At 67.2% G+C, this 24,072-nt stretch carries 20 protein-coding genes; 11 read left to right on the top strand and 9 right to left on the bottom strand.

Features of this window, described 5'->3' with window-relative positions; translation table 11 throughout:
- The first annotated feature begins 21 nt into the window (after nucleotides 1-21).
- From VSX79_RS00340 to VSX79_RS00330, 3 genes are all read left to right on the top strand, one after another.
- Complete coding sequence (locus tag VSX79_RS00340) at nucleotides 22-1,356, top strand: PAS domain-containing protein (RefSeq protein WP_179498920.1); 1,335 nt, start codon at nucleotides 22-24, stop codon at nucleotides 1,354-1,356.
- A gap of 180 nt (nucleotides 1,357-1,536) precedes the next feature.
- The gene (locus tag VSX79_RS00335) at nucleotides 1,537-6,243 is read left to right on the top strand and encodes an NAD-glutamate dehydrogenase (protein WP_326914094.1); all 4,707 of its coding nucleotides are present in this window, start codon (nucleotides 1,537-1,539) and stop codon (nucleotides 6,241-6,243) included.
- A gap of 48 nt (nucleotides 6,244-6,291) precedes the next feature.
- Nucleotides 6,292-7,149, top strand: coding sequence for an ATP-grasp domain-containing protein (locus VSX79_RS00330; RefSeq protein ID WP_326914093.1), 858 nt, complete (start codon nucleotides 6,292-6,294; stop codon nucleotides 7,147-7,149).
- On the opposite strand, the gene VSX79_RS00325 is transcribed toward VSX79_RS00330, so the two are convergent.
- The 7 genes from VSX79_RS00325 to VSX79_RS00295 all read right to left on the bottom strand — a co-directional run bounded on the left by VSX79_RS00325 (nucleotide 7,134) and on the right by VSX79_RS00295 (nucleotide 14,877).
- A complete protein-coding gene (locus tag VSX79_RS00325) occupies nucleotides 7,134-7,379 on the bottom strand; it encodes a ribbon-helix-helix domain-containing protein (protein ID WP_326915283.1) in 246 nt (81 codons plus the stop codon). The genes VSX79_RS00330 and VSX79_RS00325 overlap by 16 nt on opposite strands.
- A 176-nt stretch (nucleotides 7,380-7,555) precedes the next feature.
- Complete coding sequence (gene phbB / locus VSX79_RS00320) at nucleotides 7,556-8,278, bottom strand: acetoacetyl-CoA reductase (protein WP_179498278.1); 723 nt, start codon at nucleotides 8,276-8,278, stop codon at nucleotides 7,556-7,558.
- A 131-nt stretch (nucleotides 8,279-8,409) separates the two neighbouring features.
- Nucleotides 8,410-9,996, bottom strand: coding sequence for a DUF1963 domain-containing protein (locus tag VSX79_RS00315; protein WP_326914092.1), 1,587 nt, complete (start codon nucleotides 9,994-9,996; stop codon nucleotides 8,410-8,412).
- 107 nt (nucleotides 9,997-10,103) lie between these two features.
- Nucleotides 10,104-11,099, bottom strand: coding sequence for a ferrochelatase (hemH, locus tag VSX79_RS00310; protein ID WP_326914091.1), 996 nt, complete (start codon nucleotides 11,097-11,099; stop codon nucleotides 10,104-10,106).
- Nucleotides 11,096-13,384, bottom strand: a complete 2,289-nt coding sequence (locus VSX79_RS00305) for a molybdopterin cofactor-binding domain-containing protein (RefSeq protein ID WP_326914090.1) — start codon at nucleotides 13,382-13,384, stop codon at nucleotides 11,096-11,098. Before VSX79_RS00305 ends, hemH begins: the two co-directional genes overlap by 4 nt.
- Nucleotides 13,385-13,465: 81 nt before the next feature.
- Nucleotides 13,466-13,888: a CoA-binding protein gene (locus tag VSX79_RS00300; protein ID WP_179498916.1), complete on the bottom strand. Its 423-nt coding sequence runs from the start codon at nucleotides 13,886-13,888 to the stop codon at nucleotides 13,466-13,468.
- Entirely contained in the window at nucleotides 13,888-14,877 is a 990-nt protein-coding gene (locus VSX79_RS00295; protein WP_179498271.1) for an Mrp/NBP35 family ATP-binding protein, read from the bottom strand. Before VSX79_RS00295 ends, VSX79_RS00300 begins: the two co-directional genes overlap by 1 nt.
- A gap of 91 nt (nucleotides 14,878-14,968) precedes the next feature.
- Between VSX79_RS00295 and hflK the strand changes: the two genes are divergently transcribed.
- The 4 genes from hflK (at nucleotide 14,969) to VSX79_RS00275 (ending at nucleotide 19,079) form a co-directional block, all read left to right on the top strand.
- A complete protein-coding gene (hflK, locus tag VSX79_RS00290) occupies nucleotides 14,969-16,111 on the top strand; it encodes a protease modulator HflK (RefSeq protein WP_179498270.1) in 1,143 nt (380 codons plus the stop codon).
- Complete coding sequence (gene hflC / locus VSX79_RS00285; RefSeq protein ID WP_179498914.1) at nucleotides 16,111-16,962, top strand: protease modulator HflC; 852 nt, start codon at nucleotides 16,111-16,113, stop codon at nucleotides 16,960-16,962. The genes hflK and hflC overlap by 1 nt, the downstream gene beginning before the upstream one ends.
- A gap of 139 nt (nucleotides 16,963-17,101) precedes the next feature.
- Complete coding sequence (locus tag VSX79_RS00280) at nucleotides 17,102-18,595, top strand: trypsin-like peptidase domain-containing protein (RefSeq protein ID WP_179498269.1); 1,494 nt, start codon at nucleotides 17,102-17,104, stop codon at nucleotides 18,593-18,595.
- 115 nt (nucleotides 18,596-18,710) lie between these two features.
- Entirely contained in the window at nucleotides 18,711-19,079 is a 369-nt protein-coding gene (locus tag VSX79_RS00275; RefSeq protein WP_179498912.1) for a VOC family protein, read from the top strand.
- A 117-nt stretch (nucleotides 19,080-19,196) separates the two neighbouring features.
- Here the strand turns inward: VSX79_RS00275 and VSX79_RS00270 are convergent, their stop codons facing one another.
- The gene (locus VSX79_RS00270; RefSeq protein ID WP_179498268.1) at nucleotides 19,197-19,970 is read right to left on the bottom strand and encodes a bifunctional sulfur carrier protein/thiazole synthase protein; all 774 of its coding nucleotides are present in this window, start codon (nucleotides 19,968-19,970) and stop codon (nucleotides 19,197-19,199) included.
- 1 nt (nucleotide 19,971) lies between these two features.
- Nucleotides 19,972-20,172 (bottom strand): sulfur carrier protein ThiS, encoded by a 201-nt coding sequence (gene thiS, locus VSX79_RS00265; RefSeq protein WP_058804940.1) that lies wholly within the window; start codon nucleotides 20,170-20,172, stop codon nucleotides 19,972-19,974.
- 80 nt (nucleotides 20,173-20,252) lie between these two features.
- Here thiS and VSX79_RS00260 point away from each other — a divergent pair, with 80 nt between their 5' ends.
- The 4 genes from VSX79_RS00260 (at nucleotide 20,253) to VSX79_RS00245 (ending at nucleotide 24,053) form a co-directional block, all read left to right on the top strand.
- A complete protein-coding gene (locus tag VSX79_RS00260) occupies nucleotides 20,253-20,693 on the top strand; it encodes a type II 3-dehydroquinate dehydratase (protein ID WP_179498266.1) in 441 nt (146 codons plus the stop codon).
- A 71-nt stretch (nucleotides 20,694-20,764) separates the two neighbouring features.
- Nucleotides 20,765-21,247, top strand: a complete 483-nt coding sequence (accB, locus tag VSX79_RS00255; protein ID WP_326914089.1) for an acetyl-CoA carboxylase biotin carboxyl carrier protein — start codon at nucleotides 20,765-20,767, stop codon at nucleotides 21,245-21,247.
- A gap of 7 nt (nucleotides 21,248-21,254) precedes the next feature.
- Nucleotides 21,255-22,616, top strand: a complete 1,362-nt coding sequence (gene accC, locus VSX79_RS00250) for an acetyl-CoA carboxylase biotin carboxylase subunit (protein WP_326914088.1) — start codon at nucleotides 21,255-21,257, stop codon at nucleotides 22,614-22,616.
- Nucleotides 22,617-22,694: 78 nt separating this feature from the next.
- Nucleotides 22,695-24,053, top strand: a complete 1,359-nt coding sequence (locus VSX79_RS00245) for a L,D-transpeptidase scaffold domain-containing protein (RefSeq protein WP_326914087.1) — start codon at nucleotides 22,695-22,697, stop codon at nucleotides 24,051-24,053.
- Nucleotides 24,054-24,072 lie beyond the last annotated feature (19 nt).

The raw sequence follows: 24,072 nt of genomic DNA, 5'->3' as shown, positions 1-24,072 counted from the left end.
GCTTATGGCTGGGGATGAATGATGGACAGCATGCGCGGACTGCTTTCGGGCAGCCACGACCAGGAGGATGGGGCGATCGATGCGCCCGCGTCGGTCGGCGTCGATGAACGGCGGATGCAGGTCCGGGCCTATAATTACTGGGCGTCGCTGCTCGCCGATCGCGCTTATCCGTCGGTCGAGGACCTCGATCTCGAAAGCGCCGATTTCGGACCCAATTCGGTTCTGCTCGATTTCACGGCGGGCGTCGAAAATCCGGGCCTGGCCTATATCGGCGAGACGCTGCGCACCGAGTCGCAGATCGATGAGGATGTCCATTATATCAGCCAGATTCCAGGGCGTTCGCTGCTCTCGCGGCTGACCGACCATTATCTGCAGATCATCGCCAACCGCGCCCCGATCGGCTTCGAGGCCGAGTTCGAAAGCGAGCGCGGCGCGACGATCATGTACCGCGGCATCCTGCTGCCCTTCTCGTCCGACGACGACACGATCGATTTCATCATGGGCGTGATCAACTGGAAGGAAGCCGCGCCCGCCGATCAGGCCGAGGAACTGCAATTGTCGGTCGAACAGGCGCTGCGTAGCGCCGCGCCGCTGACCGCGCCGGTGCCGGTGTGGGCCGACGGCCCCGACTCGGGCCATCTGGGCGACGAGGTCGCGGCCGACGCCGCCCCCGGCTTTGCCGCGCTGCAGGGCGACGGCGACCTGTTCGCCGATAGTCCCGCCGACAGCGATGTGCCGGCCGATCCCGGCACGGATGCCGAACTCGCCGACTGGCTGGCGCTGGCGCGCGAAACCGCCGAGCGCGCAGTCGCCGCCGACAGCCGGAGTCGCGGCGCGCTCTATCAGGCGGTCGGCAAGGCGTGGGATTTCGCGCTGGCGGCCGAGGAGCAGCCCGACGCCTTCGCCGCGTTGCTCGACGACGCCGGGCTGGCGGTGCAGGACCGCGCACCGATGACGCCGATCGTGAAGCTGGTTTTCGGTGCGGCCTATGACAAGACGCGGCTCGCCGAATATGCCTGCGTGCTCGGTCACGCCAAGGACGAGGCGGTCGGCCGCGGCGAACTTGCCGCCTATCTCGATCGCTATCCGGGCGGGCTCAAGGGTCTCGTCAAGGACGCGCGCGCACGCCGCAAGCCGGCCGACAGCCGTGAGCGGCCGGATGAGAAGCTCGAAGCGCTTCGCCGCGCGCAGCCCGCGCTGATCCTCGAACATGATGCGGGCGACGCCGAATTCGTCGTGCTGATCGCGCGCGCGATGCCCGGCGGCCATATCGGCATCGTCGCCAAGGCGGCCGACGATCCGGCGCTCGTCGCCAAGCTGGCGAAAAGGGCGATCGCCATCACCCCCGGCACCTGACCGCGGAACGGCTGAGAGCGTTCACGCAACAGACAACCCCAAAATTGAAATATTTTTACGCGGGACCCCGAACGAGGCCTTGAGCCACGGCGCGCTGAGGCGCATAGGAGGCGGCAGCGAACGGACCCCCGCCGATCGTCGGCTGGGATCCCCCTCTTTTGGTTCGGGATGCTGCATTTTATGTCTCAGAAACTGTCCGACACGCCGGAAACGGACACGCCGACCCCCTCCACCGTCAAAATCCCGCCGAAAGTCGCCGCCGCCTATCTGGCCGCGCTCGCCGGCAGCGCGCTGCCCGGCGAAGGCGACGATATGGACAAGGCCGCGCTCAGCGACGCGAGCCAGTTCGCCGCGCGCGCCGCGCTCGACCGCGCCGCCGAAACCCCGTCGCTCCTGCTCGAACCGATCGCCGCCGACGGCACCGATCGCCGGATGCGGCTCGCCATCATCAACGACGACATGCCCTTCCTCGTCGATTCGACGTCGCAGGCGGTCGCGGCGCAGGGGCTCGTCGTTCACCGCATCCTCCACCCCGTCGTCGCGGTGAAGCGCGATGCGAAGGGCCATTTGCAGGAAGCGGGCGAAGGCCCCGCGCGCGAGTCGGTCATCTATATGGAGCTCGAACGCGGCGATGCGCGCGCGCGCCGGCGCCTGCTCGACGGGCTCGAAGCGGCGCTGCGCGACGTGCGCGCCGCGGTGCGCGACTGGCGCGCGATGCGCGCGGCGATGCTCGCCGACGCCGCGATGCGCGTCGAGGGCGAAGGCGCCGAGCTGCTGCGCTGGTTCGAAGGCGGGTCGATGACCCAGCTCGGCCACGAATGGCGCACGCGCGATGGCAAGGTTCAGGATCCGCTCGGCATCAGCGACAGCAGCGACGGCCAGCTCCTGTCGCCCGCCGCGCTCGATGCCGCCTTCGCCTGGTTCGACAAGGGAGGGCACACGCCGCTGCTGATCAAGTCGAACCGTTTATCGGCGGTCCACCGCCGCGTATTGCTCGATCTGGTTGTCGTTCCCGAACTGAAGGGCAAGAAAGTCGAACGGCTGTCGATCCACGCCGGCCTGTGGACCAGCCAGGCCCTGTCGACCCCGCCGGCGAAGGTCCCGGTGCTGCGCGCGCAGCTCAATGCGCTGATGGCAAAATTCGGCTTCGATCCCTCGGGCCATGCGGGCAAGGCGCTCGCCCATGCGCTCACCGCGTTGCCGCATGACTTGCTGATCGCGTTCGACAGCGCCTCGCTCGAGGAACTGGTGCTGACCTCGATGTCGATCACCGACCGGCCCCGGCCGAAGCTGGTGATGGTGCGCAGCGCGCTCGGCCGGCATCTGTTCGCCTTCGTCTGGCTGCCGCGCGACGAGGTATCGACCGGACGCCGCATCGCGGTCGAGGCGATGCTGGTGCGCGAAGCGAAAGCCGGCGTCATCGGCTGGACGATGGTGCTCGAGGATGGCGGCGCGGCGCTGCTGCGCTACACGCTCGACCTGCGCAGCGGCGGTGTCGTTCCCGACACCGAAGCGCTCAACGCGCAGCTCGAACAGATGGTGCGCGGCTGGCAGCCCGAGGTCGAGGCGGCGCTGGCGAAGCGCGGCGACCCGGGCCGCGCCGCGGCGCTGGCGTCGCGTTTTGCGGCGACCTTTCCGCCCAATTACCGAAACCTCTATAACCCCGAAGAAGCGGCGCGCGACATATTGCGCCTGCGCGATCTCGACGCGGACAATCCGCGCAGCGTGCGTCTGGCGCGCAAGACCCTCGACGGCGACGACCGGCTGCGGCTCAAGGTCTATAGCGCGGCGGGTCCGCTCGCCCTCTCCGACGTCGTCCCCGCGCTCGAACATTTCGGTTTCCAGGTGCTCGAGGAAATCCCCACGACGCTCGGCCAGACGCGCGCGCCGGGCACCGAGGGCGATGACGAACCGCCGATCGTGATCCACGACTTCACGCTGCGCCTGCCCGCCAATGTCGACGAACTCGCGCTGCTTCCCTACGCCGAGGTGCTCGAAGGCGCGATCGCCGCGGTGCTGGACGGCCGCGCCGAAAATGACGCGTTCAACGAACTGGTGCTCACCAACCAGACCGACCCGGGCGCGATCGTCTGGCTGCGCGCCTGGTTCCGTTACCTGCGTCAGGGCGGTTCGGCCTATGGCATGGACACGGTGGTCAGCGCGCTGCGTCACGCGCCCGCGCTGACCTCCGCGCTGATCGAGCGCTTCCGCGCGCTCCACGACCCCAAGGCGCGCGATGCGAAGCGCGCCGAAGCGCTCGAAGCCGAGATCCTCGCCGATTTCGCCGACATCAAATCGATCGACGAGGACCGCATCCTGCGCCTGTTCCATGCCGTGGTCAGCGCGACCCTGCGCACCAACGCCTTCGCGCCCGCGGCCGAAGAGGCGCTGGCGTTCAAGATCGATTCGAGCCTGATCCCCGGCCTTCCCAAGCCGCTGCCGTGGCGCGAAGTGTGGATCTATTCGCCGCGCGTCGAGGGCATCCACCTGCGCGCCGGCCCGGTCGCGCGCGGCGGGCTGCGCTGGTCCGACCGCCGCGACGACTTCCGCACCGAAATCCTCGGGCTGATGAAAGCGCAGCGCGTGAAGAATGCGGTGATCGTGCCGACCGGCGCGAAGGGCGGCTTCTATCCCAAGGCGCTGCCCGACGCGGCGCTCGACCGCGATGCCTGGTTCGCCGAAGGCACCGAATGCTATCGCATCTTCATCCGATCGCTGCTGTCGATCACCGACAATCTCGTCGGCGGCAAGGTCGTGCACCCGAAGGGCGTGGCGATTCTCGACGGCGACGATCCCTATTTCGTCGTCGCCGCTGACAAGGGCACTGCGACCTTCTCCGACGTCGCCAACGCGCTGGCGATGGAGCGCGACTTCTGGCTCGGCGACGCGTTCGCGAGCGGCGGGTCGAAAGGCTATGACCACAAGGCGATGGGCATCACCGCCAAGGGCGCATGGCTGTCGGTCCAGCGCCACTTCGCCGAAATGGGCGTCGATGTGCAGACCGATACGATCCGCGTCGTCGGTTGCGGCGACATGTCGGGCGACGTGTTCGGCAACGGCATGCTGCTGTCGAAGGCGATCCAGCTGACCGCCGCGTTCGATCACCGCCACATCTTCCTCGACCCCGATCCCGATCCGACGAAGAGCTGGAAGGAACGCGAGCGGATGTTCAACCTGCCGCGTTCGAGCTGGGAGGATTATGACAAGAAGCTGATCTCGAAGGGCGGCGGCGTTTTCCCGCGCAGCCAGAAGAGCATTCCGCTTTCCCCCGAAGTACAGGCGTTGCTCGGCCTCTCGGTCTCCGAAATCGATCCAAGCTCGCTGATCTCGGCGATTTTGAAGGCGCCGGTCGACCTGCTGTGGTTCGGCGGCATCGGCACCTATGTGAAGGCGGCGGGGCAGAATAATGCCGAGGTCGGCGACCCCGCGAACGACGCGCTGCGCGTGGATGCAGAGGATCTGCGCGTCAAGGCGGTGGGCGAAGGCGCGAACCTGGGCGTCACGCAGGCGGCGCGCATCGCCTTTTCGGCCAAGGGCGGACGGATCAACACCGACTTCATCGACAATAGCGCGGGCGTCGACTGTTCGGATAATGAGGTCAATATCAAGATCGCGCTCAATCGCGAGATGGCCGAAGGGCGCCTGTCGCAGGACGACCGCGACGCGCTGCTCGTGCGGATGACCGACGATGTCGCGGAGCTTGTGCTCGAGGACAACCGGCTGCAGGCGCTAGCGCTGTCGATCGCCGAAAAGGGCGGATCGGCCGCGGTGCCGTCGCTGGTGCGGATCATGGAAACGTTCGAGGGTGCGGGCCGGCTCGACCGCAAGGTCGAGGGGCTGGCGGCGAACGACGAATTGCTGCGCCGCGCAGGCGAAGGGCGCGGACTGACGCGCCCCGAACTCGCGGTGCTGCTCTCGACCGCGAAGCTCGCGCTGCAGGACGCGATCGAGCACAGCGACCTGCCCGACGACCCGGCGCTGGCGAGCGACCTCGCCGCGGCCTTCCCCGCCGAGATGCAGCGCGACTTTGCGCAGGCGATCGCCGACCACCAGCTGCGCCGCGAGATCATCGCGACCAAGATCGCGAACCGCATCATCAACCGCATGGGCATCGTCCATCCGTTCGAGCTGGTCGAAGAGGAAGGCTGCGCGCTCGGCGACATCGCCGCGGCGTTCGTCGCGGTCGAACGCCTGCTCGAAATGCCGGCGATCTGGGACGCGTTGGACGAGGCGAAGATCGACGAGGGCGTTCGCCTGTCGCTTTTCGCGCAGGCAGCGTCGGCGATGGCTTCGCAGATGGCGGACCTGCTGCGCGTCACCCAGACGCTGTCGCAGGCCGGGCCGGTCGTGGCGCGGCTCGAACCGGGCGTCGACCGCCTGACCGCGGGCGTCGATGCGCTGCTCAGCCCCTCGGTCAAGCGCCAGTGGGACATGCTCGCGCAGCAATTGCTCGATGCCGGCGCGCCCGAAACGCTGACCGCCGCGGTCGTCCGCCTGTTCAAGACCGACGGCGCGATCGGCATCGTCGACCTTGCCGAGCGGCGCGGCGACGACGAGGTCGCGGTGACACGCGCCTTCACCCATTTGGGCGAGGCATTGGGGCTCGACTGGGCGCAAACGCTGGCGGCGCATATGAGCCCCGCCGATCCGTGGGAACGGCTGCTCGTCAACAGCCTCGCGCGCGATTTCCAGCAGATGCGGCTGACATTCCTTGGCGGGCTGCCGAAGGGCGACCTCGACGCCGCGGTGACCAAATGGCTCGCCGACCATGCACCGCGCGTCGAACAGTTCCGCAGCACCGTCGACCGCGCGCGAATGATCCCGAACCCGAACGGCGCGATGCTGTCGCATATCGCCGGGCAGGCACGCGGATTGCTGGCGCGATAAGAGACCCACCCTTCCCTGAAGGGGAGGGGCTTCAGGAAAGCTCCCTCAATGCCGTTTCAGCCGCGCGTCGCGATCCTGACCCCGGCGCCCGATTATGACGAGAAATGGCAGCCTGCCTTTGCGCGCAAGGCGGCGGCGCTGACTGCCGCCGGGCTGGTCGTCGAGCCGCGCGTGTGGACCGATCCCGGCGACCTCGCAGGCCATGATCTGGTGCTGCCGCTCTTCGCCTGGGGCTATCAGCGCGACGTCGCGGGCTGGTATGCGCTGCTCGACCGGCTGGAAGGCGAAGGGTTGCCCGTGGTCAATCCGGTGCCGGTGCTGCGCTGGAACAGCGACAAGGCTTATCTTTCCGAACTCGCCGCGAAAGGCGTCGCGGTCGTGCCGACGGTCGAGGTCGCGGCGCTGGACGATGCGAGCCTTGCCAAGGCGATGGCGGAACTCGGGACCGACGACATCGTGATCAAGCCCGCGATTTCGGGCGGGGCGGACGGGACGCACCGCATCGCGCCCGGCGCGCCGATCCCCGGCGATGCCGCCGGCCGGCGCCGCCTCGTCCAGCCGTTGATGCCGGGCATCCTGACCCACGGCGAATTTTCGCTCTTCTTCTTCGCTGGCAAGTTCAGCCACGCAATCGTCAAGCGCCCCGCATCGGGCGATTTCCGCGTGCAGGAACAGTTCGGCGGGCGCGAGGAGCCGTGGGAGGCGAATGATGGGGCGCAGGCTCTTGCGGCGGCGGCACTGGCGGCCGCGCCCGCCGCGCCAGTCTATGCGCGCGTCGACATGGTCGGCGACGCGGCGGGCGCGCTCCACATCATGGAGCTCGAACTGATCGAGCCGTCGCTGTTTCTGCACCATGCCCCCGACAAGGGGGCGGCGTTCGGATCGGCGGTCTACGGCGCGATCTGACCGGGCCGGCCGCGCCACAGCCATTGCCGGATCGCCGAAGTCAGGTTCGGCGGGTCGTCGGCGTCCATCCGTTCGACGTCGATCCGCGCGACCAGCGCGTTGACGGGGAGCGCCTGCCGCGCCGCTTCGGCCTCCAGCGCGTCCCAGAACATCGGCTCAAGGCTGATCGAGGTCGGGTGGCCCGCGATCGTCACCGAGCGTTTGACGGGGGGGTGAAAGGGGGAACTCATCACGGGATTGTAGCGCCCCTGCTGGCGACAGCAAAGCCGCCGCCCGCCGTCAGACGGGTTCGGCGATCTTTTGGGATCGCCGCCCCGCTGGCCGTGCCGATGGCTGCCGCTTTGCGGCACCGGCGCCTAACCGCGTCGTTCGCTGCCCGAACGGCTTGGTTACGCGCCTGCCATCGTCAATACATATGCTGCCCGCCGTTGATCGACATCGTCGATCCGGTGACGAAGCCCGCATCCTCGCTGCACAGGAAGGCCACGCCGCGCGCGATCTCGTCGGCCTGGCCGAGACGGCCGACCGGAATCTTGGCGACGATCTTTTCGAGCACCGGGGCGGGGACCGCGGCGACCATGTCGGTATCGATATAGCCCGGCGCGATCGCGTTCACGGTCACGCCCTTTTTCGCGCCTTCCTGCGCCAGCGCCTTGGTGAAGCCGTGGATGCCCGATTTGGCGGCGGCATAATTGACCTGGCCGTACTGGCCCGCCTGCCCGTTGATCGAGCCGATGTTGACGATGCGCCCCCAGCCACGCTCGACCATGCCGCCAAAGGTCGCCTTCGCCATGTTGAAACAGCCGCCGAGGTTGACGCGCATGACATCGTCCCAATCGTCATAGCTCATCCGTGCGAGCGTGCCGTCGCGGGTGATGCCGGCGTTGTTGACGACGATGTCGACGGGTCCGAATTCTTCGGCGATGCGGGCGCAATTGTCGAGGCACGCCTGATGGTCGCCGACGTCCCATTTCAGCGCGGCGATGCCGGTCCGGTCGGTGAATTCGCGCGCCTTTTCATCGTTGCCGGCATAGTTGGCAACGACCGTGACGCCCTGTTCCTTCAGCTTGAGCGAAATCGCTTCACCGATGCCGCGGCTGCCCCCGGTGACGATTGCTATACGTGTCATAAATCCAGCTCTCCCACAGAGTTATCGCTTCATGATTAGGCTGCGGGGCGAAGCGCTGCAAGTTGACCGGAACGTCAATCGCAAAGCTATTCGGGAAGCTGGGCGAAGGGTCGGAGCCCCAGGGTCAGGACCTAGCTGTCGAGCCGGGCCCGCACCTTCGAAAAATCCCCGATCGCCAGGTCGCCCCGGTCGATCGTCACCACCAGATTGTCGCCGTCGCCGAATTTCCGGCTCATCAGCCCGCTGCTCGGCAGGTCGAGCAGGACCGCCTCGCGGTCTTCGTCATCATCGCGAAGGCGACGGTGCGGTTCGCCGCCCATCGCCGCGATCTCGCGCACCGCCATCTCGCGCCACCAGGGCTCGAAAAAGGCGCGCGCCGGCCCCGACAGATTGTCGGGGTTGGCGCACCAGGCATGTTTGGCGCGGTCGAACAGGATCGTCTGATAGTCGTGGACCCACAGATCGGCGTCGGGGCGATGCGTCGTCAGCGGCAGCGTGATCGTCTCCGCCCGCTCCTCGCCGCTTTCGGGGTCGATCGTGCGAATCGTCCTGGCCCAGCGGATGGCGTGAAGCGCCGCCATCACGGCGGTCGCGTCGCCCGGCGAAAAGGGGTCGCGCGCCGCGCTGTCGTGGACGATCGCGATGATTTCGCGCGCGCGTTCGCAGGCTTCGCGGTTGAGCGCGGCACAGGAATCCGGAGCGCCATCGTCGCTGGCGCCTGTCCCCGCGTCATTTTCGAGCTGGCTTAGCCGCATTTCGAGGAGCGCGACCATCGCGGTCATGCTGCCCCAGTCGAACGGGTGGAAAGCGGGATCGGCAATGTCATAGCTGCGGGCATGGCCTTCGCCGGCCATCGCATCGGCATCGGCGGCGCCGCGCGGATCGGCATCGCCCGCGCGAACGGCGACGAGATCGACCGGCCACTCGGGAAAGGCGCGGACCGCGAAGGAGGTGAGATCGCCGAGGTCGAGTCCGCCATGCGGGCCGAACCAGCCTTCGGCATCGTTGAGTGTGAAAGGGGGCTGGGACGGAATGCCGGTGTCGCGAAGATGGAGGACGCGCACTTCGGGCTTGCGGCGATGGATGAAGAAGGCGAGCGCGCCCTCGCGCGGCCCCAGCCCGCCCCACAGCTCGGGCGGCAGGGCGGCGCAATCGATCTGCGCCAAAAAGTCCGCCGGCTGGCCGTCGATTTTGGGCCATTCCATGCCCACGCCGAGACGCGGGCGGCCGCCGAGCCAGCTGTTGGTCGAAATCGCATCGCGCGGGGGAATCTGGGGAAGGAGACGAAGCGCGATGGCTTCGGCATCATGGGCCCTCTCTGTCCGATGCGCCTTTTCCTCGACGTCGGACGCGATCGTTTCGAGCGCCGTTTCGACGGCGACGGGCGGCGCGGCCGGAAGATCGGCGCCGATGGGTTCGCGGGATTCAGCCGGCGAAACGGCGTCGGGCACGGTGTCATATTCGCCCTCAGCGGGCATGTCGGGCGGCGCCTTGCGGCTGATCCGCGCCAGCCGCGACGGGGAAATTTCTACGTCGTCGGGTTCGTCCTTCACCCGGCGCGACAGTTTCGGCAGGCGATATTCGCGCACCGCGGGCGCGGGGCCGGGCGCCGCCGTGGCTGCTCGCGGATGCCGCGATCGCCAGACGGCATAGGCGATCCCGGCAAATACCAGCGTGAGTCCCGCCAGCGTCAATGCCGCCGTCAGAATCTCGTCCATCGACCGTCTCCATATGCCGCGGGGGTTGCGCCCTTTTGGCGCCGCGCCGGATCAAGTTAGCGCATGGTCCTAAACAGTTGGTAAGCAGCGCCGCAAATGCGGGAAAGTCAGAGCCACCCCGCGAGTTCGCGCCTTACCAGCGCCTCGATCATCGCCACGCCGGGCGCTTCGGCGTTGAGGCAGGGCAGATAGGCGAAATGCCCGCCCCCCGCGTCGGCGAATTGCTGTTTGCCGCGAATCGCGAGTTCTTCCAGCGTTTCGAGGCAGTCGGCGGCGAAGCCCGGCGCGAAGACGGCAACGCTCTTGCCGGCCTTTCCAAAGGCTTCGAGCTGGCTGTCGGTTGCCGGTTCGAGCCATTTGGCGCGCCCGAATCGCGACTGGAAGGCGACCTCGACCGGGCGCCCGAGCATGTCCGAAAGCATGCGCGCGGTCTTGCGGCACTGGCAATGATAGGGATCGCCCAGCTGCAATGTGCGCTCGGGCATGCCGTGGAAGCTCGCAAGAAGCACATCCGGCACGAAATCAAGCGCAGCGAGCCCCGACTCGACCGACATCTTGAGCGCCTCCAGATAGGCGGGATCGTCGTGATAGGGCGGCAGGAAGCGCAGCGCGGGTTGCCAGCGCAGCGTCTTGAGATGATCGCCCACCGCATCGACCACGGTCGCGGTCGTGGCGGCGCAATATTGCGGATAGAGCGGCGCCACCAATATCCGGCGGCATCCCGCTGCGACCAGCGTATCGATCGCCGGGCCGATCGCCGGCTGACCATAACGCATCGCATAAGCCACCGCCGCAGCGTCGCCCAAGGCGCGCTGCATGGCCGCGCTCTGCGCGCGCGTGATCGCGGCGAGCGGCGATCCCTCGTCGGTCCACACCTGGGCATAGGCGTGCGCCGATTTTTTCGGCCGGGTGGTAAGGATGATGCCGCGCAGGATCGGCTGCCACAGGATTTGCGGGATCTCGACGACGCGGCGATCCGACAGGAATTGGCCGAGATAGCGCCGAACCGAGCGCGCGTCGGGCGCGTCGGGCGTCCCGAGATTGACGAGCAGCACACCGACGCGCGGTGCCGCGACGGCGGGATGATCGGCCGGCAAGGTCACAGCGGATGCGCCGACAGCGGGATGCGGCGGATACGCCGCCCGGTCGCGGCGAACATCGCATTGGCGAGCGCGGGGGCGACGACGGGGACGCCGACCTCGCCGAGCCCGCCGGGTTCGCGGTCGCTCTCGACGAATTCGACGAGTATCCGAGGGGTCTGCGACAGGCGCGGCAGGCCGAGCTGGCCGAGTTTGCGCGCGGTCGCAACACCGCCTTCATAATCGGTCGTCGCGCCGACCGCGGCGGCGAGGCCGAAAATCAGCCCGCCTTCGACCTGCTGGCGCGCAATCGCCGGGTTGACGAGCCGCCCGGCATCGACGACCGCGACCAATTGTTCGACCTCAAGGCCCCGGTCGCTCTGCCGCGCGGTCGCCATCAGCGCGATATGGCTGCCGCGCATCGAGTGGCAGGCGAGCCCCTGCGCGCTTCCCGACAAGCCGCCCTCCCAGCCGCCGAGGCTGGTCGCGGTGAGCAGGCAGCGCGCGAGCAGCGGCGCATTGCCGAGCATCGCCATGCGATAGGAGAGCGCGTCGCTTCCCGCCCGCGCCGCCATTTCGTCGATGAAGCACTCGGTAAAAAATGCGGTGTAGCTGTCGGCGTTGCCGCGCCAGCGGCCCGTGGGCAGCCCGATGTCGGCGGGGCAATGATCGACCGCCCGGTGCGGGATCGCATAGCGGGTCATCGCCCCTTCGACCGCAGCGGCGTCGGCGCGGCCCGCGGCGGCGCGCTGCGCCTCGTCGGCGGGGATATTCTCGAACAGCCGCGCGCGCACCTCATGGTTGGTCGCGGGCACCGCGATGCGCGTCACCAGCGCGTCGATCCCGCCCGCGGCGTTGAGCGTCGCGGTCAGTTTCGCGCGGGCCGGCGCGCGCGGCGGCAGGCGCATGATCTCCTCGGCGCGCGACCAGGCGAGCTGGACCGGGCGCTTTATCTGCACCGCGACGATCGCCGCCTGAACCGCGACGCTGTGATCGAGGCAGGCGTCGAACGATCCGCCCGCCATCATCGGGAATAGCGTGACGTTCGCCGCCGCGAGGCCGGTCGCGCGCGCTACCGCGTCGCGGCACTGGGCGGGCGCCTGCGTCGCGACCCAGAGGCGCAGCCCGTCGCGGTCGGGGGCGGCGGTCGCGGTGCGCGTTTCCACGGCGGCGTGGAGCGCCGGGGCGACCGCATATTCGGCGGCGATCGGCTTTCGCCTGTCCATCGCCCCGGCAACGTCGCCCTCGCTCGCGATGCGGTAGCCGTCGTCTTTCAGCGCCGCCTTCAGCGCGGCGTCGATGCCGTCGCTCGAAACCGGCTTGCCTTCGGTTTCGAACACCGGAGCGAAGCGGTCGAGGGCGCGGTTCGCCGCCCACCAGTTGCGCGCGACGGTGGCGATCCAGCGGTCGTGCGTGACGACATGCAGCAGGCCGGGCGCGGCCATGCCCGCCTTGCGATCGATGCTCTTGAGCCGCGTCGCGCCAAGCGGCCCCTGCCGGATCGCGGCGAAGACCATGTCGGGCAGGCGGATGTCGCCGGCATAATTGGCCGACCCGTCGATCTTTGCCGGCAGGTCGAGCCGCGTCAGCTCCTTGCCATAAAGCGGATCGGGGCTGTGCGCGCGATAGACGGGCTCGGCGGGCGGATCGAGTAGCGCAGCCGCGGCTGCCACCTCGCCAAAGCGCAGCCTTTTCTTGCCGTGGATGACGAACCCGTCCTGCGTGTCGCATTCCTGCCAGTCGGCATCCCACCGCTCGGCCGCAGCCATCATCAAGAGCGCGCGCGCCTGCGCCGCCGCGGCGCGGCACGGGCCTTCGAACATGCGCACCGACGAGCTGTTCGCGGTCAGCATCACCGCGTGGCGCACCGCCCACTCGCGGCGCGCCCAGCTGCGCACGTCGGACACGAAATCGGGGACGCCCGACCGCGGCGTGAAGGTCGCGCTATCCTCGTCGACGAGCAGCGTATTGGCGTAGAGCGGGCTGATCGGGGCGGTTTCGACCGCGATCGTCCGCCAGTCGGCACCGAGCTCGTCGGCCATGATCTGCGGCAGCAGCGTCGTGACGCCCTGCCCCATTTCGCATTGCGGAACGACCGCGCTGACATGTCCGTCGTCGCCGATCTTCAGAAAGGCGTTGAAGACATGCTCGTCGGGCGCGGCGGTCAGGTTCGGCTGATAATCGCGCGGCCAGAGGCTCCACGCGATCGCAAGGCCGCCCGCGGCGGTCGCGCCGATCAGCATCTGACGCCGGCTGACGTGCGGCCGGCGCGATTTGTCTTTCCCCACAGTGTCGCGAATGCCCGCCATCGGCGATGCTGATAATCGGCGCGAGTCGGCGAAGCAAAGGCTTTCCGATCCGGCCGCCTGAAGGCGCGAGCGGTGGCCGCCTCAGCGCAGCAGGCCGAGACGCGGAATCTCGACCTTGGGACAGCGGTCCATCACGACCACCAGCCCCGCGGCGGCGGCGCGCTTCGCGGCGGCTTCGTTGACGACGCCCATCTGCATCCACACCGCCTTCGCACCGTGGACGATCGCTTCGTCGACCGCGGAGCCCGCGTCTTCGCTGTTGCGGAAGATGTCGACGATTTCGGCGGGCGGCTCGACATCGGCGAGCGTCGCGACGACGGGCGCGCCGTGGATGGTCTTGCCAGCATGGCCGGGGTTGACCGCGATCACATTGTGCCCCTGCGCGATCAGGAAGGCGAGCACACCGTTCGACGGCCGCGCCGGGTTGGGCGAAGCGCCTACCACGGCGATGCGGCGCGGCTGGCCCAAAAGCTCACGGATCTCGCCTTCGTCGTTGATCGCCATCATTTGCCCTTTCGTGCATCCAGCCATTCGGCGACCTTCGCCGCTATCGCGTGGAATGGTTCACCGGCCGGATCGGTTCCCGCCGCCGGGGGCACGCCGCCGTCGCTGGCGAGGCGGATGCCCATCGACAAGGGCACGCGGCCGAGGAAGTCGAGGCCCATCGTCGCCGCCGCCGCCTCTGCGCCGCCGCTGCCGAACGGGTCGCTGACCTCGCCGCAATGCGGGCAGGCATAGCCCGCCATATTCTCGACCAGCCCGATGATCGGCACGTCCGCCTGTTCGAACAGGCTGATCGCGCGCGTCGCGTCCATCAGCGCGAGGTCCTGCGGGGTCGAGACGATGACGGCGCCTGCGGGCTTGTGCCGCTGGATCATCGTCAGCTGGACGTCGCCGGTGCCGGGAGGCAGGTCGACGACGAGCGTGTCGATATCGCCCCAGCTCGCGTCGACAAGCTGTTCGAGCGCCTTGCCCGCCATCGGGCCGCGCCACGCGATCGCCTGTCCGGGCGCCGCGATCTGTCCGGTCGACAGCATCGGCACGCCATAGGCGTTGGGAACGGGAACCAGCTTCGATCCGCGCGATTCGGGCTTCACGCCCTCGCTGTCCATCAGCCGGGGCTGCGACGGGCCGTAGATATCGGCATCGACCAGCCCGACCTTGACGCCCAGCCGGTGGAGCGCGACGGCGAGGTTCGCGGCGAGCGTCGATTTGCCGACCCCGCCCTTGCCGCTGCCGACCGCGATGATCGTCAGCGCCTTTTTCTCGGCGGTCATCGCGATGCGCACCTCGCGCACACCGGGTTCAGCAAGGAGGCCGGCACGCAGCCTGTCTTCGAGCGGCCCCCGTTCCTCGACCGCCAATCCGGAGACGTCGAGCACCACCGCGAGCAGGCCCGAGTCGTCGAGCAATCGCAGACCGGAGGAACGACCTTCGCTAAGGTCGGCGGCGGCGGCGGTCAGGCGGGCGAGTTCTGCGCTATGTTCGGTCATGTCCGCGGCAGATAGGCATGATCGGCACGTTTGCCAGCCATTTTCGCGCGCACCCCCTGTTAATCGCGCCCGCCGCCCCTATAAAAGCAGCATGAGCAACGAAAATGAAGCCAACATGGCCGGCCGCGGTCCGGGGGGATTGCGGCAATTTCTTCAACAGATCAGCCAGATGGCGAACAGCCCGTGGGGGAGCGGTCCCAAAGACGGCGACGACGGCAAGAAGCCGGGCCCGCGCAACCCGTGGGTGACGCCCGATCCCGCCGACCAGCGGCGCGGGCAAAAGCCGCGCGGCCCCTCGGCGCTTGACGAGCTGCTGCGCAAGGGGCGCGGTGGTTTCGGTGGCGGCGGCTCGGGCGGCGGCGGCGGTTTCGACTTCGGCGAGTCGGCGAAGGTCTGGAAATGGGCGATCCTCGGCCTTGTCGTGATCGTGCTGGGCTTTTCGATGATCCACGTCATCCCGCCCGAAAAGGAAGGCGTAGTGACGCGCCTCGGCAGCTATTCGCGCACCATGGGCCCCGGTTTCAAGATCACGCTGCCGGCACCGATCGAGCGCGTGCGGATGGAAGACGTCCGCGCGATCCGCACGATGGCGATCGGCTCGCCCAACGCGACGGACGAGAATTTCGTGCTGACCCGCGACCAGAGCATCGTCGACCTTGCCTATGAGGTCCGCTGGTCGGTTCGCAGCCCCGAACTTTTCTTCTTCCAGCTCGCCAATCCCGAAGACACGATCCGCGAGGTCGCCGAAAGCGCGATGCGCGCGACGGTCGCGAATTTCGACCTCGTGCAGGCGATCGGTCCGGGCCGCGTCGAGATCGAGGCGCAGGTGCAGCGGCGCATGCAGGCGCTGCTCGACGAATATCGCGCGGGCGTCACGATCCAGGGCATCGCCATCCGCCAGGCCGATCCGCCGAGCCAGGTCGACGAGGCGTTCAAGGAAGTCACCGCGGCGCGGCAGGAGCGCGAAGCGGCAATCAACCTTGCCCGCGCCTATCAGCAGCAGGTGCTGGAACGCGCGCGCGGCGACACGTCGGCGTTCGACCAGATTTACGCCCAATATGAGCTGGCACCCGAAGTGACGCGCCAGCGCCTTTATTATGAAACGATGGAGACGGTATTGTCGAACGTCGACAAGACGATCATCGAAGCGCGCGGGGTGACGCCCTATCTGCCGCTCAACGAAGTGCAGAGGCGCCTCAAGGCACCCGAAGCGGCGACGAAGGGAGGCGAATGATGTTCGGCTCGCTTTTCCGCAACCCCGTGCGCCTGCTCGTCGGCATCGTCGCGGTGCTGGTCGTGCTGATGATGACGGTGACGATCGTTCCCGAGGATCGCCAGGCCGTCATCCTGCGCGTCGGCGAAATCTATGGAACCAAGAACGCCTATAAAAAGGGCGAGCAGTTCGGGCGTTCGGGCGCCGGAGTGTTGATCACCATGCCGTTCGCCGATTCGGTCCAGCTGATCGACAAGCGCATCCTGGGCATCAACATGGAGCGCCAGCAGGTGCTCTCGACCGACCAGCAGCGGCTGCAGGTCGATGCCTTCGCGCGCCTCCGCATCACCAACCCCGTGCGCATGTACACCGCGATCCGCACCGAGGAACGGCTGCAGCAGCAACTCGCGACCATCCTCGGCTCGTCGCTGCGCAACGAGCTTGGCAAGCGGACCTTCGCCACCCTGCTGTCGGCCGAACGCGGCGCGGTGATGGACAATATCCAGGTCGCGCTGAACCGCGAGGCGCAGAAATATGGCGCCGAGATCATCGACGTGCGGATCAAGCGCGCCGACCTGCCCGAAGGCGCCACGCTGGAGGCGGCCTATAACCGCATGCGCACCGCGCGCCAGCAGGAGGCGATCTCGATCCGCGCCGAAGGGCAGAAGGAGGCGCAGATCATTCGCGGCAGCGCCGACGGCGAAGCCGCGCGCATCTATGCCGCGAGCTTTGGCAAGGACCCCGAATTCTATGATTTCTATCGCGCGATGCAGAGCTATCGGCAGACCTTCCTGGGTGAAAACAACCAAGGCGGAACGTCGATCATCATGTCGCCCGACAATGAATATCTGAAACGTTTCAGCGGCGGTTGACGCGTTCGCGGCAAGCAGGCGACCGATGAATGGAACCTGCAGCGTCCGTTCATGTTCAAACACCATTCAGCCAGCCCGACGCAGACCGCCGCAGCCGGGGTTATTGAGTTTTTTTAAAGAACGAAGAGGATTTCCGATCGTGCGTTATGTTTATGGCATCACTTCGGCCTTGCTGGCGGGTGGCACCGCGCTGGCGCTGGTCACCCAGTCCCCCGTCGGGGCGCAGGTCGCGCAGAACGAAAAGAGCGAGATGGCGAGGGCCGTGCCGCGCGCCGGCGCGCCCGAAAGCTTTGCCGACCTGGTCGAACAGTTGCAGCCCGCGGTGGTCAACATCTCGACCAAGCAGGAAGTGACGCTTGGCGTCCGGCTCAACCCCTTTGCCGGGACGCGCGAGCCGATCACGCAGGAACAGCAGGGCGGCGGGTCGGGCTTCCTGATCTCGGCCGACGGCTATATCGTCACGAACAACCACGTCATTTCGGGCGGCCCGCGCGGCGAGGCGGTGAACGAAGTCACGGTCACGCTGACCAACCAGCGCGAATATAAGGCGAAGATCGTCGGCCGCGATGCGGCGTCCGATCTGGCGTTGCTCAAGATCGATGCCACCGGAATGCCCTTCGTCAAATTTGCTGACGGCAGTCCGGCGCGCGTCGGCGACTGGGTCGTCGCGATCGGCAACCCGCTCGGCCTCGGTTCGACCGTGACCGCGGGCATCATCTCGGCGGTCCAGCGCAATATCGGCCAGGGCGGCGCCTATGACCGCTATATCCAGACCGATACCGCGATCAACCGCGGCAATTCGGGCGGCCCGCTGTTCGACCTGGAAGGCAATGTCGTCGGCATCAACAACATGCTGATCTCGCCCGTCGGTGCCAACATCGGCGTCAACTTCGCGATTCCGGCCGAGGCTGCGATCCCGGTGATCGAAGCGCTGCGCGCCGGCGAAGCCCCGCAGCGCGGCTATCTGGGCATCGGCATCGCGCCGGTAACCGAGGATTTCGCCTCGGCGCTCGGCCTGCCCAAGGATCGCGGCGAATTCATCCAGCGCGTCGAACCGGGCGAAGCCGGCGAGAAGGCGGGGCTGAAGCGCGGCGACGTCGTGCTGAAGGTCAACGGCAAGGATGTGACGCCGCAACAGACGCTGTCGTATATCGTCGCCAACACCAAACCGGGCACGCGCATCCCGCTCGAGGTCGTGCGCGACGGCAAGACGATGACGCTGAATGCCGTTGTCGGCACGCGCCCGCCCGAAGACGAACTCGCGGGCGCGAATTTCGACCCCGAGGAAGAACAGACGATGCCCGAGGATCCGTCGGGCGCGCATGACGAGACGATCCAGAACAGCCTCGGCATGGCGGTGCAGCCGCTGACCCCGGACATCGCGCGCGCCGTCGGCATCGAGGCGAACAGCAAGGGACTCGTGATCGGCGCGGTGTCGGGCAACAGCGACGCGGGGCGCAAAGGTCTGCGCCGCGGCGACGCGATCCTGACCGCGAACCGCACACCGGTGACGTCGAGCGAGGCGCTGGCGAAGGTCGTGAACGATGCGAAGAAGGCGGGCCGCGACGCGGTGCTGCTCGAAATCCTGCGTCGTGGGGGGCCCTCGGCCTTTATCGCGATCCGCATCAAATAGGCGCGCCCGCCGCGTCGACGAAAGGGGCGTCGGGCCATGTGTCCGACGCCCTTTTTCTTTGCTTCGATCTATTTTGTTCCTATTATGTTCATCTCTGCGAGTCGGGAGATGGATGATGATCGGTTATGTGACGCTGGGGACGCGGGATCTGGCGAAAGCGGCGGTATTTTACGATGCGATCGCCGCCGAGCTGGATACGCCGCGGATGATGGAATTCGACGGCTTCATAGCATGGGGCAAGCCGGGCGGCGGCGCCGGCATCGGCCTGACCAAGCCGTTCGACGGCAATCCCGCGACCGTGGGCAATGGCGTGATGGTGGCGCTCGAGGCGAAAGACAAGGAGCAGGTCCAGCGCCTCTACGACATTGCGCTGGCGAACGGCGGCAGCTGCGAAGGCCCGCCGGGACCGCGCGGCGAGGGTTTCTACGCCGGCTATTTCCGCGATCCCGACGGCAACAAATTGAACGCCTTCATCATGGGGTAAGCAAGCTGGCATGGGCGTCGGTTTTGGGGTGGGAAGCGGACGCTGAGGCCACGAACTGATTTTCCCCTCCCGCAAGCGGGAGGGGAGAAGGATGGCGCCTTCCGGCCGCCTTCTGCCTTAGATCAATCCCGCCAGCGGGCTCGAAGGGTCGGCATAGCGCCTGAGGCCCATGCGCCCCGCCAGATAGGCGTCGCGTCCCGCCTCGACCGCCTGGCGCATCGCGCGCGCCATGCGAACCGGGTCCTTCGCCTCGGCGATCGCGGTGTTCATCAGCACGCCGTCGCAGCCGAGCTCCATCGCGACCGCAGCGTCGCTCGCGGTGCCGACGCCCGCATCGACGAGCACCGGGACCGACGCGCCTTCGACGATCAGGCGGATCGTGACGCGGTTCTGGATGCCCAGCCCCGATCCAATGGGGGCGCCCAGCGGCATGATCGCGACCGCGCCCGCATCCTCGAGCTGCTTCGCCGCGATCGGATCGTCGACGCAATAGACCATCGGCAGGAAGCCCTCTTTCGCGAGCACCTCGGTCGCCTCGAGCGTCTCGCGCATATTCGGATAGAGCGTTTTCGCCTCGCCCAGCACCTCGAGCTTCACGAGGTCCCAGCCCCCCGCCTCGCGCGCCAGCCGCAGCGTGCGGATCGCATCGTCGGCATTGAAGCAGCCCGCGGTGTTCGGCAGGTAGGTGATCTTCTTCGGATCGATAAAGTCGGTCAGCATCGGCGCCGTGGGGTCGGAGACGTTGACGCGGCGAACCGCGACGGTGACGATCTCGGCCCCCGACGCTTCGACCGCCGCGGCGTTCTGTTCGAAATCCTTGTATTTGCCGGTGCCGACGATCAGCCGCGACGTAAATGTCCGGCCGGCAACGCTCCACTGGTCTGCTGACAACTCAACCGCCTCCTACGAAATGAACGATTTCCAGCGCATCGCCCTCGGCGAGTGCGACGTCGGCGAGCGTCGATCGCGGCACGATCGCGCGATTGCGTTCGACCGCGACCTTCTTCACGTCGAGGCCGAGCGAGGCGACGAGGTCGGCGATGCTGCCTTCGCGCACCTGCCGCGGTTCGCCGTTGAGGATGACCGAGATCACGTGAAATCCGCCTTGCTTTGCCTTTTGCCGAGCAGCCCATATAGGGGGAGCCCGCAACGTCGCAACCGAAAGACCGCCCCTTGCCCGACCTTCCGACCGTCTTTGTCCTCTCTGGCCCCAATCTCAACCTGCTCGGCACGCGCGAGCCCGAGATCTATGGCCACGACACGCTGAACGATATTCACGCGCGACTGGAAACGCAGGCGGAAGGGCTGGGAATCAGGCTCGAATGCCGGCAGACGAACCATGAAGGCGTGCTGATCGACTGGCTGCACGAAGCCTATGTGGCGGGCGCGAAGGCCGTTTTGCTCAACGCCGGGGGCTATACGCATACATCGATCGCGATCCACGACGCGATCAAATCGATCAAGGTGCCGGTGATCGAGGTCCATCTGTCCGACCCGATGCAGCGCGAGCCGTTTCGCCACATCAGCTATGTCGGCATGGCCGCTGTCGCGCATTTTGCGGGGCATGGCGCGAACAGCTATACGCTGGCGCTGGACGCCGCCGCCCGTCTCTGACAAAGGGGGCGCATCAAAAATCGGGGTCCGGGCGTTGAAACGACGACGCCGCAACAGCAGGAAAAATTCTCATGGGTGACCATAAAGACAATGGCATCAACATCGATCCGGCGTTCGTGCGCGCACTCGCCGAACTGCTCGACGATACGCAGCTTTCCGAAATCGAAGTCGAGGACGGCGACCGCAAGGTTCGCGTCGCGCGCACGCTGACCGCCGCCGCCCCCACCCACTATGCACCCGCGCCGGTCGCCGCGCCTGCCGCAGCAACCCCCGCGGCTCCGGCTGCCGCCGCCACAGCAGCCCCCGCCGCCGACAATTTCGCCGACGCGGTTAAGTCGCCGATGGTCGGCACCGTCTATCTCGCGCCCGAACCCGGCGCGCCCAATTTCGCGGCGGTCGGCTCGGCGGTGAAGGCGGGCGACACGATCCTGATCATCGAGGCGATGAAGGTGATGAACCCGATCACCGCGACCGCCGCGGGAACGCTCAAGGCCGTGCATGTCGAGAACAGTCAGCCGGTCGAGTTCGACCAGCCGCTGTTCACCATCGGCTGAATCGACGATGGCCATTGAAAAGCTCCTGATCGCCAACCGCGGCGAGATCGCGCTGCGCATCCATCGCGCGTGCCACGAAATGGGCATCAAGACGGTCGCGGTCCACTCGACCGCCGACACCGACGCGATGCACGTCCGCCTCGCCGACGAGGCGGTGTGCATCGGGCCGCCCGCGGCAAAGGACAGCTATCTCAATATCCCCGCGATCATCTCGGCAGCCGAGATCACCGGCGCCGACGCGATCCATCCGGGCTATGGCTTCCTGTCCGAGAACGAGCGCTTCGCCGAGATTATCGAAGCGCATGACATGATCTTCGTCGGGCCGAAGCCCGAGCATATCCGCACGATGGGCGACAAGGTCGAGGCGAAGCGCACCGCGGTCGCGCTGGGTCTTCCCGTCGTTCCGGGCTCGCCGGGCGCCGTCACCTTCAGCGAGGAAACCAAGAAGCTCGCGAAGGAAATCGGCTATCCGGTGCTGATAAAGGCCGCCTCGGGCGGCGGCGGGCGCGGCATGAAGGTCGTCCCCGACGAGGGCAGCCTCGAAAGTCTGATGGGCCAGGCGTCGAGCGAAGCGGCGGCCGCCTTTGGCGATCCGACCGTCTATATGGAAAAATATCTCGGCAATCCGCGCCACATCGAATTCCAGGTCTTCGGCGACGGCAAGGGCCATGCGATCCACCTCGGCGAGCGCGACTGCTCGCTGCAGCGCCGCCACCAGAAGGTGCTCGAGGAAGCGCCTTCGCCGATCATCTCGGCCGAAGAACGCGCGCGCATGGGAAAGGTCTGCGCCGACGCGATGGCCGCGATGAGCTATCGCGGCGCGGGCACGATCGAATTCCTGTGGGAAAATGGCGAATTCTTCTTCATCGAGATGAACACGCGTATCCAGGTCGAGCATCCGGTGACCGAAATGATCACCGGCTTCGACCTCGTCCGCGAACAGATCCGCATCGCGGGCGGCGCGGGCCTGTCGGTCAAACAGGAAGACCTCGAATTCCGCGGCCATTCGATCGAATGCCGCATCAATGCCGAGGATCCACGCACCTTCATGCCCTCGCCGGGCAAGGTGACGAGCTATCACGCCGCGGGCGGCATGCACGTCCGCGTCGATAGCGGGCTTTACGCCGGCTATTCAATCCCGCCCTATTATGACAGCATGATCGGCAAGCTGATCGTCTATGGCCGCAGCCGCGAAAGCTGCATGATGCGGATGCGCCGCGCGCTCGACGAGATGGTGATCGGCGGGATCAAGACCAACATTCCGCTTCACCAGGCCTTGCTGGCCGACCCCGACGTCATCCACGGCGATTATACGATCAAGTGGCTCGAGGAATGGCTGGCGCGGGAGGATGAGGGCGGCGCGGCCTGACCCCCCTTTGAACAACTGCGCCGAGCTGTGCGGCGCTTCACTTTCGCTAGCCCTTCTTTTTGGCTATGGGCTTTGACCATGGCCAAAAACGCTTCCTTTTCCGCGCGTCCCGCTGCGGTTCTCCTCCTCCCGCTGACCCTGTTCGCGGCCCCTGCCTTCGCGCAAACCGAGGTGAAGGAGGATTCGGTCATCCTCCAGCCCGACAAGGTAAGGGATGACGCGCCGGTCGTCGCGGTGCGGATCGACATGCCGAGCTGGTCGGAGGACAATGCGACCGCGCTTTTGAGCTTCATCGAAAAGGTCGGCGACGAGGGCCTGTTCGCCAGGGATTACAATCCTGACGGCCTCGCCGCGGCGATCCTCGGCGACGATCAGGCGGCGCTCGACAAGGCCGCAACCGACAGCTTCCTGCTGCTCGCGACGCACCTGCGCGACGGCCGGACGCCGAACGCCGCGCGCAAGCAATGGTTCATGACCGACAGCGACGGCGACAGCGAACCCCTGCTGTCGCTGCTCACCGCCGCGCTGGGCGCCGGAACGGTGTCCGAAACGCTCGCGAGCCTTGATCCCGTACATCCCGATTTCGCGGCGCTCAAGGCGTCGCTCAAGACAGCGAAGACGCCCGCCGAGGCCAATGCGATCCGCGTCAACATGGAACGCTGGCGCTGGATGCCGCGCAGCCTCGGCGACCGCTATGTCGTCAGCAACGTCCCCGAATATGTGACCCGCGTCGTCCATGGCGGCACGACCATCGCGACGCACAAGGCCGTCGTCGGCAAGAATTCGACTCCGACGCCGCAGCTCAATCCGATGGCGACCGGCATCATCGTCAACCCGACCTGGACGCTGCCGCGCAGCATCATCAACGAAGGCATCGGCGCGACGATCGCGCGCAACCCCGCCTCGGCGCGTGCGCAGGGCTATACCTGGACGGGCAGCGGCAAGACGCTGTCGGTGGTGCAGCAGCCGGGGGCGAACAATGCGCTCGGCGTGATGAAGATGGAAATGCTCAACGAGCATGCGATCTACCTCCACGACACCCCCTCGAAGGGCGCTTTCAACGCCGCCGCACGCGCGTTCAGCCACGGCTGCATCCGCACCGAGCGCGCGCTGCACTTCTCGGGCCTGATGGCGGTGATGTTCGCGGGAAAAAGCCCCGAGGAATTCGGCGAGGCGATCGCGAGCGGCAAGACGACGCGCTTCGGCTTCGACCAGCCCTTCCCCGTCTATGTCGCTTATTGGACCATGGTTCCCGACGGCAAGGGCGGTGTGAAGAAGCTCGCCGACATCTACGGCCGCGACGCGCCGGTGGTGGCGAGCTTCGCCAAGCCCGGTCGCCCGACCGCGACGGTCATTGCGCCGGAGCCGCCGCCGGTCGTCCCGACGGTGCCCACCGCCGCACGCGTGACGACGCCGGCGACGAGCGGGATTTATTGAGCGGAAGTCGCTTTCGGCC

Origin of the sequence: Sphingopyxis chilensis, from assembly GCF_035930445.1 — a bacterium.
Taxonomy (GTDB): domain Bacteria; phylum Pseudomonadota; class Alphaproteobacteria; order Sphingomonadales; family Sphingomonadaceae; genus Sphingopyxis; species Sphingopyxis chilensis.
The sequence above is the reverse complement of the archived record's forward strand: the minus strand, read 5'-3'. Positions and strand labels throughout refer to the sequence as shown.